Genomic DNA, 12,180 nt, shown 5'->3' with positions numbered 1-12,180 from the left:
ACGCTAGTTGAACAGCGGGTGCGTGATCAGGTAGGCGAGGCAGGCGATCAGGGCGGCGCCCGGGAAGGTCAGGATCCACGCGCCGACGATGTTGCCGGCCACGCCCCACCGCACCGCGCTCAACCGCTTGGTGGCGCCCACACCCATGATCGACGAGGTGATCGTGTGGGTGGTCGAGATCGGGGCGTGCAGCACCAGCGAGTTGAAGTAGAGCACGGAGCTGGCGACCGTCTCCGCGGCGAAGCCTTCGGGCGGCCCGAGGTCGATCACCTTGCGGCCGAGCGTGCGGATGATCCGCCAGCCGCCGGCGTAGGTGCCGAGCGCGAGCACGGTGGCCGAGGTGATGAACACCCACCACGGGATGTGCTTCTGGTCGTCCTGGAACCCGCCCACGAACAGCGCCAGCGCGATGATGCCCATGGTCTTCGCGGCGTCCTGCATGCCGTGGCCGACCGACATCGCGAACGCCGAGATGCTCTGCAGGATGCGGAAGCCGCGGTTCAGCTTGCCGGGGTTGCGTTTGCGCACGATCCACAGCAGGGCGAGCATCACCGCGAAGCCGAGCATGAAGCCGACCAGCGGCGAGACCACCATGGGGATGAGGACCTTCTTGGTGATCACGTCCCAGTGCACGTCGCCGAGGCCGGCGAACAGGGCGGCGCCGACCAGCCCGCCGAACAACGCGTGCGACGACGAGGACGGCAGCCCGAAGTACCAGGTGATCAGGTTCCAGATGATCGCGCCGACGACACCGGCGAACACGACGCCGAGGTAGGCGACGCCCTGGTCGTCGGGCGGGCTCACCAGGCCGCCGCCGACCGTCTCGGCGACGCCGTGCCCGAAGTAGGCGCCGAGCAGGTTGCCGACCGCGGCCAGGGCGAGCGCGGTGCGCGGGGTCAACGCGCGTGTCGACACGGAGGTGGCGATCGCGTTGGCCGCGTCGTGGAAGCCGTTGGTGTAGTCGAAGACGATGGCGACCGCGATCACCGCGATGACGCCGATGAGCTCCGCGCTCATGCGGTCGCCCCGCTTCGCGTGGCGAGGCCTTCGCGGCGCACTGCGCTAATGGCTCGCGCGCACAAGTGCTCGCTCACGACTCCTTCACTGCGATCGTCTCGACCGTGTTCGAGACGTGCTCGAACGCGTCACAGGCCGCCTCGAGCTCGTCGGCGACCTCTTTCATCTTCATGACCGTCAACGCGTCGTACTCGCCGGAGAACAGCCGCACCAGCAGCATGCGGTAGGCCCGGTCGCCCTCGTTCTCCAGCCGGTTGCACTCGACCCAGTAGTCCTTGAGGCCCTTCATCGACTTCAGCCCGGGCAGCGACTTCGCCGTCAGCCGCGCCTGCTGGTCGAGGATCGCCACCATCTCGTGCATCTCCCGCGGCAGCGACGGCAGGCTGGTCAACCCGTACAGGTAGAGCAGGCTGCCGACCGCCTCCAGGTGGTCCATCACGTCGTCGAGCTGGGAACCCAGCTGGTAGATGTCCTCCCGGTCGAAGGGCGTGACGAAACTCGAGTTGATGCGGTTGTACAGCTCGTGAGTGAGAGCGTCGTTGTCGTGTTCGACCTCGACCAGCCGCTCGCTCACCGACTGGACGTCGGCCTTGGGCATCGCGAGCTCGGTGAGGAGTTCGGTGCCGCGGACGATGTTCTCGGCGGCCTTCGTGAAGAACTCGTAGAACGAGTCGTCGTTGGGACGGAGTCTCAAGCGCACGGCGGCCACCTCGTGTAACTGCGCCGATTGCGGCGGCGGGACGATCACTCGGGTTCACTGTACGTTCACGCGGATCCCTTTGTTGTTCGCCCCTTCCCGGTCGCGATCTGGCCATTCATCGTTCACCTACTGTTCACCTGTCCCGCCTGTTCTGCTGCCATTTGGGCGTTTCAGCGATGCGCCGGGCGTCCCCTCAGAAATCGACGGAGCGCACCCACCCCGCGGGCGCCGACCAGGTCGGTGCCCGCATCGTGCAGCTCACGCCAGAACGCGTGCCGCACCGTGCGACGGCCCTCGGGGACACCGAAGATCCGCACCCGTTTCCCCTCCGCGTGCGCCTGGCGGATCAACGCGGTGAGTACATGCCGCTCCTCGGGTGGCATCTCGTCCCGGCCGTCCCACCCGAACCGCCACGCAACGTGTTCGCCGACCAGTGGCATCGACGAGGTCGGCACCCGCCGGTCGACGTCGGACAGCGTGCCCTCGCCGAAGTACAGGCGGTTGTGGCGGGCGTCGAGGATCGCGCGCGGCGTGCCGGAGAGGGCCACGAGCACGGGACCGGGTTGCAGCGTGCCGGCGACGCACCGGCTGAGCATGTCGGTGTAGCCGGCCAGCTCGTCGTTGAGCACGTCGACCACGTGCGTCGTCGCGACGCCGTCGGCCGCTTCCAGCACGAGCGTGAACGGTTGGTACCGGGCGTCGCCCCCGTACACGCGTCCCCTGTCCCGCACCCGCGCGTGCAACGGGTCGAGCACGAGCCGGCTGAGCGGCTCGCCGGTGTCAACGACCTGGATGCGACCGCGCGGACCGACCTGGACGCCGACCGACAGGCCGGCGCAGCCGTAACGCAGTGCGCGGCCGAGCGGGTTGCGGCAGGCGTCGACGCGGCTGGCGTGGGCGCGCGGATGGTAGCTGCGTTCGCGGCGCGCGACGGTGGTGGCGGCGGCCGTCGACACACCAACGGCCGCAAGGCCCGCCACGACCGCGGTGGCGGTGAACCCGTCGACGAGCAGGGCCGAGGTGCCCACCATGCCGCCGGCCATGCTGTCCGTCACACTGCCCGACATGGGGAGATTCTGACTTAAAGTCCGAATCTGTGAGGTAGTGACGCGTCACAAAACAGCCGCGAGTCCCGTCCTTTCTGGATGATGCCTTCCGTGACCGACGAATTCGAGGAGCATCGCGCCCATCTCGTCGGCGTCGCCTACCGGATGCTGGGCAGCCGGGCCGAGGCCGAGGACGCCGTGCAGGAGGCCTACCTGCGGTTCGCGGGCGTCGACCGGTCCGAAATCCGTGACCTGCGCGGCTGGCTGACCACCACCACCGGCCGCATCTGTCTCGACGTGCTGCGGTCGGCCCGGGTGCGCCGCGAGGCGTACGTCGGTCCCTGGCTGCCGGAGCCGATCGTCGAACGGCTGCCGACGACGGGCGTCCCGTCGCCCGAAGACGTCGCGGTGCGCGCCGACGAGGTCACGTACGCGCTCCTCGTGGTGCTGGAGCGGCTGACCCCGGAGCAGCGGGTCGCGTTCGTACTCCACGACGTGTTCGGTGTGCCCTTCGACGAGATCGCCGCCGCGCTCAAGGTCACCGGCGCGGCGGCCCGGCAGCTGGCCACCCGCGCGCGGCGCGCGGTCGCCGACGACCGCGTGCGCCACACGGCCACGCCGGCCGAGCAGCGCCAGGTGGCCGAGGCCTTCCTCGCGGCGGTCGGCGGCGGCGACCTGGACGCGCTGGTCAAGCTGCTGGCGCCGGACGTCATCGCGGTCGGTGACGGCGGTGGCGTGGTGCCGGCCGGCCGACGGGCGGTCGAGGGCACCGACAAGGTGGCCCGCTTCCTCTTCGGCATCTTCGAGAAGACGCTGCGGTCAGGCGGACCGGTGCGGGCCGAACAGGTGCTCGTGAACGGCTCGCTGGGCTTCCTGCTGGAGTTCGGCGAGCCGCCGCAGCGGCTGGTGACCTCGTTGGCCATCGCCGACGGCCGCATCACCGGTATCTTCGACCAGCTCAACCCGGCCAAGCTCACCGCGGTTCCGCGGGTCGATCCGTCACGCGACCTGTTCGGGCGCCCGTGAGCCGGCCGGGCCGCTGGTCCCGGCTCACCTGGTCCGGCTCACCTGGTCCGGCTCACCTGGTTCTGACTCGCCTGGTCCTGACTCGCCTGCTCCTAGCTGACCTGGGCCAGCCAGCCGTACGACGCGGCGCCGAACGGCTCGACCCGGTCGCGCACCGCGGCCGCCAGCCACGCGAACGACGCCTCGGCCGCGGCGACGACGTCGGGCGGGTAGTGGAACTTCACCCTGTGCTCGGCGAACTCGTCCTCGTCGAGCAGTTCGACCGCACCCCACCGCCGTCGGCGCACGTCGAGATCGAGGTCGACCATCGTGACCTCCGCCGGGCTCGGCCACCGCGGAACGGTGCTGACGTCGCAGTAGATCTCGGTGCGGTGCGGCTCGGCGTTGAACGAGGCCGTCCACCACGCGTCGCGCGGCATCAGGATGACGAACGGGGTCTTCGGCGGCCCCCACTCCTCCGCACCGCGGAACATCGGCACGTCGCCGCCGATGCCGACCCACACCCCGTACTCGTCCTCGCCGAGCCGGACCGCGGTGTGGTTCCAGTGCAGCGACCCGTCGTACTTCCGGTAGGTCACCCGCATCTCGATCACGTGACCACGATCGGGCCGCCGCACCGCGCCCCGCAACCCCGATTCCGGATCTGTGGATAACTTGTGTCGCCTGTGGATGACCCGATTCCTGTCAGAGGAAGCCGGTACGGTGCCAGTCGTGACCACCGCTCCCGCCAAATCGACGCCGAAGGCCGTTTCGAAGGCTGTGAAGCCCCGCCGGTCCAACAGCGCCCTCGACGGTCTGCTGGCCGCCGCCGTGGGTGCCGTTCCCGGTGGCGCCGAGCGGCCCGGCCAGCGGGCGATGGCCGAGGCGATCGCCGAAGCGGAGAAGAAGGACCGGCACCTGCTGGTGCAGGCGGGCACGGGCACGGGCAAGTCGCTGGCGTACCTGGTGCCGTCGCTGCTGGTCGAGGGGCCGGTGGTGGTCTCGACGGCGACGCTCGCCCTGCAGTCCCAGCTCATCGACCACGACCTGCCCCGGCTCGCCGACGCCGCCGAGCCGTACCTCGGCCGGCGTCCCTCTTTCGCGGTCCTCAAGGGGCGCCACCACTACCTGTGCCTCGCGAAGCTCGAGGACAGCACCGAGGAGGAGCCCGACGGGCTGTTCGACGCCGGCTCCGGGCAGGGCGGCGGCGGTGGCGTGAAGTGGCTGGGCGCCGCGGGTCGGCTCGCGAAGCAGATCGGCCGTCTGCGCGAGTGGGCCCTCGAAACGGAGACCGGCGACCGCGACGAGCTCGACCCGGGCGTCGACGACACCGCGTGGCGGCAGGTGTCGATGCCGGCGCGGGAGTGCGTGGGCGCCACCCGGTGTCCGTACGGCACCGAGTGCTTCGCCGAGGCGTCCCGGGCGCGGGCCCGCGAGGCCGACATCGTCGTCACCAACCACAGCCTGCTGGCCTTCGACATGCTGGCCAACCGGCACATCGTCCCGCCGCACCGGCTGCTGGTGATCGACGAGGCGCACGAACTGGCCGACCGCGTCTCGTCGGCCGCGCAGGCAGAGCTCACGGCCGACGGCGTCGAGCGCACGGCCCGGCGGGCGCGCAGCCAGATCAACGCCGACGACCACGAGGCGCTGTCCGAGGCGGCCGACATGCTCGCGATCGGGCTGGCCGAAGCGGTTCCGGGCCGCATCACCACCGGTCTGCCGCCCGCGTTGCGCGACGCGCTCACCCTGCTCGACTCGGCGGCCCGCCGCGCCTTCGACGCGATCGGCGACATGAAGGCCGACGACGCCGACCCGGTACGCAAGCAGCAGGCGAAGACCGGTCTGGCCGAGCTGTCCGACACCGCTCAACGGCTGCTGGCCGAGTCCGACCACGACGTGGCCTGGGTCGACCGCGACGACCGGGGTCGCAAGGCGATCGTGGTCGCGCCGCTGTCGGTCGCCGGAACGCTCACCTCGCACCTGTACCCGGAGCGGGTCGTCGTGGCCACCTCGGCCACGCTGGCGCTCGGGGGCCGGTTCGACACCGTGGCCCGCAGCCTGGGCCTGCGCGACCCGGCCGGCGCGGCGGCGTCCGACGACGACAAGGGCGGTGCCGACGCCCCCCGGTGGACCTCGCTCGACGTCGGGTCGCCGTTCGACTACCCGAAGCAGGGCATCCTGTACGTCGCCGCGCATCTGCCGCGGCCCACCCAGTCGGGGCTGTCCGATCCGGCCGCCGACGAGCTGGTCGATCTGGTCACCGCGCTGGGCGGCCGCACGCTGGGCCTGTTCTCTTCGCGGCGCGCCGCCGAGCGGGCGGCCGAGGTGGTGCGGGCACGCACCGGGCTCACCGTCCTGCTGCAGGGCGAGGAGGCGTTGCCGCTGCTGGTGCGCAGGTTCCGCGACGAGCGGGAGAGCTGCCTGTTCGGGGTCATGTCGCTGTGGCAGGGGGTCGACGTGCCGGGCGACGCGTGCCAGCTCGTGGTGATCGACCGGCTGCCGTTCCCGCGTCCCGACGAACCGTTGGCGGCGGCCCGGTCGGCCGCGGTCGATGCCCGCGGGGGCTCGGGTTTCACGGCGATCAGCGTGCCCATCGCGGCGGTCCGGCTGGCACAGGGGGTCGGCCGGCTGATCCGGTCGCGCTCCGACCGGGGTGCGGTCGCCGTGCTCGACTCCCGGCTGGCCGCGCCGCGCGGCTACGCCACCTACCTGCGCGACTCGCTGCCGCCGCTCTGGTACACCACCAAGCCCGAGGTGGTCCGCGGCGCGCTGCGCCGGCTCGCCGCCACCGGGCCCGACGCGCCGGCCAACAGCACTTCGTGACCAGAGTTTGACAAACTGCGGGAACTGCGCCGCCGATCACCGCGTACCTCAAGTCGACCCTGCCCGGGCCGAGAACGAGGAGACGGGCATGAATTCCGCCGGAGTGATGCAGAGGCGTGGATTCCTGGCGGTTGTGCTGCTGGGCGCCGTGATTCTGACCGTCTATCTCGTGCACGCCCAGCTGGGCGGCGATGGGGGCAAGAGGGAGGCGCGAGCCGCCGGCGCGGTCTCGGACGCCAGCCCGTCGTCCTCGGGCTCGCCCAACGGACCCGCCTACAACGCCGGCGGCGACGGCTACGGCGCGGCCAGTCCGTCGGCTCCCGCGTCGTCCGCTCCTGCCGCGGCGCCCACCCCGTCACCCGGCACCACGCCCGTCGGCGTGAAGACCACGTCGCTCACCGGCAAGGACATCAAGCAGATGGGCAACGTGGTGGTCGACAGCCAGGGCTGGACGGCGTACCGCTTCGACCAGGACACCGCGAACCCGCCCACGTCCACGTGCGTCGACGCCTGCACGCGGTCGTGGCTGCCGATGCTCGTCGACGGCACGCCGGCCCTCACCGGTGTCGATGCCGCGCGCGTCGGCACGATCGACCGCGCCGATGGAGGCAAGCAGCTGACCCTCGGTGGGTGGCCGCTGTACCGGTTCGTCGGCGACAACGGCCCGGCCAAGTGGAAGGGCCAGGCGGTCAACAACGCGTGGTGGGTCGTGCAGGCGAACGGTGCACGCAACGTGAGTTGTCTGCCACCCGGTGCTGTGGCGCCGACGTCCTGACAAACGTGAGTGACCATGGTGAACCGGCCAGGTTAACCGCGACGCAACAGGCCATACACACCAGGGGTGCGACATTCCTGCGGCGCGGCCGTTCTGAGCGCAAGTTGCAGAACGTCAATTCTTAGGTGACTCAAAGTTATGGAAGGCCCGGCTCCGAGCGAAGCCGGGCCTTCGGCGTCAAACCGCGCTTTGCCTTGTCTTAAGTTCGACACAGCAGTCCGATTTGTCCCTCGGAAGTGGCGTATCCATTCTCGGGAAGGTTCGACGGACGCGTTCGACGCGATTCGACGAAGACGAGCATGACGCGACGAGAGGAGGCGATCTTGTCAGCCTCAGCGGTGGCCACCATCGAGCCCGCGACGCGCACCCCGCACGACCGGGATGAGCTGATCCGATCGCTGTACGCCGAGCACGCCGGCCCCCTGCTGGCCTTCACGCTCGGTCTGACCGGAGGCGACCGGCACAAGGCCGAGGACGTTGTCCAGGAGACGCTGGTGCGTGCCTGGCGCAACGCCGACAAGCTGCACATCGAGGAGGGCACGTCGCTGCGGCCCTGGCTCGTGGCGGTGGCCCGCCGGATCGTGATCGACAACCACCGGCGGCGGAAGGCCCGCCCGACCGAGGTTGACGACGCCGTCCTCGCGACCCTGCCGGCGCCCGACGAGATCGAGCGGATCACGTCCTCGGTGGCCGTCCAGCGCGCGCTGCGCTCGATCGGACCGGCGCACCGCGAGGTCCTCTTCGAGATGTACTTCCGGGGCGGCAACGGCGAGCAGGCCGCGGCCCGGCTCAACGTGCCGGTCGGCACGATCAAGTCCCGCGTCTACCGCGCGCTGCGGATGCTGCGGGCCGAGCTGGAACAGCAGGGCGTCATTCGATGACCGTCCACGTCGACGTAGCTGCGTACGCCATCGGTTCGCTGGACCGCGACGACGCCGACGACTTCCGGGGTCACCTGGATACCTGCCCGACCTGCCCCGCCGAACTCGAATGGCTCTCCCAGATCGTGAAGTTGATGTCCACCACCCTTGTCGATGTGTATTCGGAGGCATCGTGAAGCGGATCCTCGCCGTCGTCGCGCTGGCACTTGTCGGCGCAGGCCTCGTGCTGGGTGGCTCACCTGCCCAGGCCGCTCCCGGTGACGAGAACCGGCCCAAGTCGTTCGTGATCCCGGAGAACGCCGACACGTCGAACTTCGGCGAAGCCGACAAGATGTTTCTGGAGAAGGTCAAGCAGGCCGGCCTCTGGGAGATCCCGATGGGCGAGCTCGCCGAGCAGAAGGGCCTCAGCAAGCGGACCAAGGAGGTCGGCGCCCTGATCGCCGGTGACCACCGTGTGCTCGACGACGACGTCATCCGGGTCGCCGCGCGGTTCGGTCACCCGCTCCCGAAAGAGGCGACGCTGGAGCAGAAGGGCTGGATGGACGAGATCAGCGGCGCGAGCGGCAAGAAGCTCGACGAGCTGTTCGCACAGCGCCTCCGACTCGCGCACGGCGTCGTGTACGGGGCGATCGCCCAGGTGCGCGCCTTCAGTCGCAACCAACTGATGCGCGACTTCGCCGTGCAGTGCGAGCTCTTCGTGGCGCGGCACATGTCGCTGCTGGAGAGCACCGGTCAGGTCGACATGAACGCCATGCCCCCGGCCGTGGTGGCGAAGGGCAACAACCGGGCGCAGGGCTTCAAGGACCAGCCGTTGCTGGCAATCGCATTCTTTGCCGTGACCGGTGCCATAGGTGTCGCCGGCGTCGTTCGTGGCCTTCGCGGCACCGTCTGATCCAGGGGACATCGCAGCAGATGGACATCGATCCGATTCACTACCTCGCGGCCGCGATCGGGTTCGCCTCGGCGGCGCTGCTCTGGCTCTCGCTGCTGGCGGGCCTCGCCCTGTCGCGCGGCTGGGCGATGACGAAGATGAAGCACACCACGATGCTCACCATCCACGGTCTGCTGGCCGTGCTGGGCCTGACGCTCGCGGTGGTGCACGGCTTCGCGCAGCTGACCCCGACGACCGGCACCGTCAACCTCATCGACGTGGTGGTGCCGTTCACCAACGCCATCGACCCGTGGGGCATCGGCGCGGGCGTCATCGCGATGGAGGTCATGATCGCGGTGGCCGCGTCCATCGGGATCCAGAAGAAGCTCGGCTTCCACCGGTGGCGGGCGCTGCACGGCACGGTGTTCGGCGCCTACACCGCGATGACGGGCCACATCCTGATCTCCGGCGCGGAGACCGGCTACACGTGGGTCACGATCGTCGTGGTGCTGCCCTGGCTCGCGGTGATGGTCCTCTGGCTCACCGGAAACGGCGCCAAGGCGTTCAAGAACCGGATCGTCGGCCGCCGGCGCAACAACCGCACGGCCACGATCGAGGTCAACCCGGTGTACTGCGCCCGGTTCGGCTTCTGCGAGCAGGAGGCTCCCGAGCTCTTCGCGCTGCGCAACGACGGTGGGCTCGCGTACCACGCGATCGTCGACGAGGACAAGCTCGAGTCGGCCATCGCGGCGGCGCGCGCCTGCCCGGCACGGGCGATCGCCCTCAGCCAGAGCGGCGGCGGCGACGCCCGCTCGATCCCGCTGCGCCTGGTCGCACCGACGGACCCGCCGGTGAGCCCGGCGCCGCGCGGCGGAGGCAACTGGCCGCCGCACGACCACTCGTACCCTCGCAACGGGAGGCGTTGACACGATGTACGTCGAATTCGACGTGCGTGACCGGATCCTGGTCGTCGGATCGGGCGCATCCGGCCTGTCGTGCGCCACCGAACTGCGACGGCTCGGCTTCGCCGGCGAGATCGTGGTGATGGGTGACGAGCCCGAGGGCCACTACGACCGTCCGGCGTGCTCGAAGGGCATCCTGTCGGGTCAGAAGCGGCCGAGCGACATCATCACGCCGCTCGACCCGGACCTCGACGTCATCTGGCGGCTCGGCCGCCGCGCGGTCTCCTGCGACCTCGAGCGCCGCGTCGTCGAGGCGCACACCGGGGAGTCGATCTTCTTCGACGGGCTCGTCATCGCGACGGGCGCCCGCGCGGTGGTCCCCAACGACTGGCCCGACGACCAGCCCGGCATGCACGTGATCAGCGGGCTGCAGGCGGCCTGGAACCTGCGTCGCGACCTGCGCAACGTCAAGCGGGTCGCCGTCGTGGGCGGCGGCGTCACCGGCTGCGAGGTCGCGTGCGCGGTCAAGGACATGGCCCGCCAGGCCGTCATCATCGAGCCGCGTCCGTTCGTGATGGGACGCGCGGTGGGCAGCATCGTCGGCCACATGGTCGCCGCGTCCCACAAGCGGGCCGGCATCGAGATCGCCTCCGGCGGCCGCGTGACCGGGCTCGACTACAACCGGGACAAGTGGCACCTCACGCTCAAGGACGGGTCGACGGTGACCGCCGACATCGTCGTCGGCACCATGGGTGAGCGCCCCGACCTGTCCTGGCTCGACGGCACCGGCATCGACACCTCCGACGGCGTGCTCTGCGACCCGTCGCTGCGCGTGCTCGACACCAACGGCAACGCCGTCGACGGTGTGGTCGCGTGCGGCTCGATCGCCCGTTGGCCCAACCCGCGCGGCGACGGCAAGCCGCAGAAGGTCGGCCAGTGGATCGCCGCACAGGAACAGGGCATCGGCGCGGCCCGCGCGCTGCTCGCGGGCGGACGGCCGGTTCCGGCCGTCTCGATCCTGCCCCGCTTCTGGACCCACCAGGGCGCGCTCCGCATCGAGGTGTGCGGCGAGATCGACCCGAAGGCCGACATCGAGGTGCACGAACTGCGCCCCGGCAAGAAGGACCCGGCCAAGGCCGGCGTCATGGCCACCTACACGCGCAAGGGCAAGCTGATCGGCTCGGTCGCGGTCAACGCGCCGCGGCTGTTCACGAACACGGCCCGGATGATGCGGCTCGACGAGCCGTCGGTCACCGTGCTGCCGCCGTTGCCGGCCCCGGTGTCGCCGGGTGTCGGTCCGCTGGAGGCGCCGCCGCAGCGGCTGGCGCTCGGTGCCGCGCCCGAGCCGGCACCCAACCCGGCGCGCGCCCTGCCCGCCCTGCCGTCGTCGGCGGGCCCCGACCCGCGCGAGTACGGCTACTCCGGCCCGGAGCCGACGTACGGACCGGCCTACGCCGGCTACGGTCAGGGCGGGTACGACCCCGCCTACGACCGCGCCGGGTACGAGGCCACCTACGACCGCGCCGGTTACGACCCGATGTACGACCGCACCGGCTACGAAGCCGGCTACGGCCAGGGCTATGGGCAGGGCTACGGCCAGCAGGGTTACGGCCAGCAGGGTTACGGCCAGCAGGGTTACGGCCAGCAGGGTTACGGCCAGCAGGGTTACGGCCAGCAGGGCTACGGCCAGCAGGGCTATGAGCAGGGCTACGGCCCGGCGCCCTACGACCCGGGTTACGACGAGCGGTACGCCAACGCCGGTCCCGAGGCCACCTACGTGCGCGGCATCGACGACACCGGCAACTTTCCGGTGCCGGCCGGGGTGTACGACCAGCCGCCGGCCGGTCAGCACCCCCTGGTGCAGGAGTACCAGTACGGCAAGACCCGCGGCTTCGGCACACCCCCGCGCCTGGCCAACGGCCCGGCGGCGGGGTCGGGCTACGGTCCGACGTCGGGTCCGGGCTTCGGTGCGGGCGGCTATTCGGGACCGGCGTACGGCACCCCCGGCTACAGCGCCCAGAACGGCCAGCAGCGGGCCCTGACCGCCGGTCCGGAACGCGCGAGTACCCAGGAGACCTACGACCGCAACGCCTACGAAGAGGCGGCCTACGGCCAGGGCGGTGGCTACGGCCAGGGTGGCAACGGTTACGAGCACGG

General features: G+C 70.7%; 12 protein-coding genes. 8 read left to right on the top strand and 4 right to left on the bottom strand.

The annotated features are described in order from the left end of the window. Window positions 1–3: 3 nt before the first annotated feature. The 3 genes from Voc01_RS46940 to Voc01_RS46930 all read right to left on the bottom strand — a co-directional run bounded on the left by Voc01_RS46940 (window position 4) and on the right by Voc01_RS46930 (window position 2,784). Window positions 4–1,017, bottom strand: coding sequence for an inorganic phosphate transporter (locus Voc01_RS46940; protein ID WP_203934285.1), 1,014 nt, complete (start codon window positions 1,015–1,017; stop codon window positions 4–6). A 73-nt stretch (window positions 1,018–1,090) separates the two neighbouring features. Then, window positions 1,091–1,717: a DUF47 domain-containing protein gene (locus tag Voc01_RS46935; RefSeq protein WP_203934284.1), complete on the bottom strand. Its 627-nt coding sequence runs from the start codon at window positions 1,715–1,717 to the stop codon at window positions 1,091–1,093. 170 nt (window positions 1,718–1,887) lie between these two features. Then, a complete protein-coding gene (locus Voc01_RS46930) occupies window positions 1,888–2,784 on the bottom strand; it encodes a PI-PLC domain-containing protein (protein ID WP_203934283.1) in 897 nt (298 codons plus the stop codon). Window positions 2,785–2,865: 81 nt separating this feature from the next. On the opposite strand from Voc01_RS46930, the gene sigJ reads away from it, so the two are divergent. Further along, window positions 2,866–3,789, top strand: a complete 924-nt coding sequence (gene sigJ / locus Voc01_RS46925) for an RNA polymerase sigma factor SigJ (RefSeq protein ID WP_203934288.1) — start codon at window positions 2,866–2,868, stop codon at window positions 3,787–3,789. A gap of 92 nt (window positions 3,790–3,881) precedes the next feature. Here sigJ and Voc01_RS46920 read toward each other — a convergent pair whose 3' ends face one another. Continuing rightward, window positions 3,882–4,373 carry a ribonuclease FAU-1 family protein gene (locus tag Voc01_RS46920; RefSeq protein ID WP_203934287.1) on the bottom strand — a complete coding sequence of 164 codons (492 nt, stop codon included), beginning with the start codon at window positions 4,371–4,373 and terminating at the stop codon, window positions 3,882–3,884. 85 nt (window positions 4,374–4,458) lie between these two features. Here Voc01_RS46920 and Voc01_RS46915 point away from each other — a divergent pair, with 85 nt between their 5' ends. From Voc01_RS46915 to Voc01_RS46885, 7 genes are all read left to right on the top strand, one after another. Continuing rightward, window positions 4,459–6,594, top strand: coding sequence for an ATP-dependent DNA helicase (locus tag Voc01_RS46915; RefSeq protein ID WP_203934282.1), 2,136 nt, complete (start codon window positions 4,459–4,461; stop codon window positions 6,592–6,594). Window positions 6,595–6,682: 88 nt separating this feature from the next. After that, window positions 6,683–7,369, top strand: a complete 687-nt coding sequence (locus tag Voc01_RS46910) for a COG4315 family predicted lipoprotein (protein ID WP_203934281.1) — start codon at window positions 6,683–6,685, stop codon at window positions 7,367–7,369. A 323-nt stretch (window positions 7,370–7,692) separates the two neighbouring features. Continuing rightward, complete coding sequence (locus tag Voc01_RS46905) at window positions 7,693–8,250, top strand: sigma-70 family RNA polymerase sigma factor (RefSeq protein ID WP_239161005.1); 558 nt, start codon at window positions 7,693–7,695, stop codon at window positions 8,248–8,250. Then, window positions 8,247–8,426, top strand: coding sequence for an anti-sigma factor (locus tag Voc01_RS46900; protein WP_203934280.1), 180 nt, complete (start codon window positions 8,247–8,249; stop codon window positions 8,424–8,426). Before Voc01_RS46905 ends, Voc01_RS46900 begins: the two co-directional genes overlap by 4 nt. After that, a complete protein-coding gene (locus Voc01_RS46895) occupies window positions 8,423–9,142 on the top strand; it encodes a DUF4142 domain-containing protein (RefSeq protein ID WP_203934279.1) in 720 nt (239 codons plus the stop codon). The genes Voc01_RS46900 and Voc01_RS46895 overlap by 4 nt, the downstream gene beginning before the upstream one ends. Before the next feature lie 20 nt (window positions 9,143–9,162). Next, entirely contained in the window at window positions 9,163–10,047 is an 885-nt protein-coding gene (locus tag Voc01_RS46890) for a ferric reductase-like transmembrane domain-containing protein (RefSeq protein WP_203934278.1), read from the top strand. Window positions 10,048–10,051: 4 nt separating this feature from the next. After that, on the top strand, window positions 10,052–12,180 hold a 2,129-nt coding region (locus Voc01_RS46885), incomplete at its 3' end, for an NAD(P)/FAD-dependent oxidoreductase (protein ID WP_203934277.1).

This window comes from Virgisporangium ochraceum, assembly GCF_016863655.1.
GTDB classification, from domain to species: Bacteria; Actinomycetota; Actinomycetes; order Mycobacteriales; family Micromonosporaceae; genus Virgisporangium; species Virgisporangium ochraceum.
Note: the sequence above shows the minus strand (reverse complement) of the source record. Positions and strands in the feature narration are given on the sequence as shown.

Coding starts and splice junctions, on each gene's coding strand:
- Voc01_RS46940 (WP_203934285.1), bottom strand. CDS start 1,017: ATGAGCGCGGAGCTCATCGGCGTCATCGCGGTGATCGCGGTCGCCATC.
- Voc01_RS46930 (WP_203934283.1), bottom strand. CDS start 2,784: ATGTCGGGCAGTGTGACGGACAGCATGGCCGGCGGCATGGTGGGCACC.
- sigJ (WP_203934288.1), top strand. CDS start 2,866: ATGCCTTCCGTGACCGACGAATTCGAGGAGCATCGCGCCCATCTCGTC.
- Voc01_RS46920 (WP_203934287.1), bottom strand. CDS start 4,373: ATGCGGGTGACCTACCGGAAGTACGACGGGTCGCTGCACTGGAACCAC.
- Voc01_RS46915 (WP_203934282.1), top strand. CDS start 4,459: ATGACCCGATTCCTGTCAGAGGAAGCCGGTACGGTGCCAGTCGTGACC.
- Voc01_RS46910 (WP_203934281.1), top strand. CDS start 6,683: ATGAATTCCGCCGGAGTGATGCAGAGGCGTGGATTCCTGGCGGTTGTG.
- Voc01_RS46900 (WP_203934280.1), top strand. CDS start 8,247: ATGACCGTCCACGTCGACGTAGCTGCGTACGCCATCGGTTCGCTGGAC.
- Voc01_RS46890 (WP_203934278.1), top strand. CDS start 9,163: ATGGACATCGATCCGATTCACTACCTCGCGGCCGCGATCGGGTTCGCC.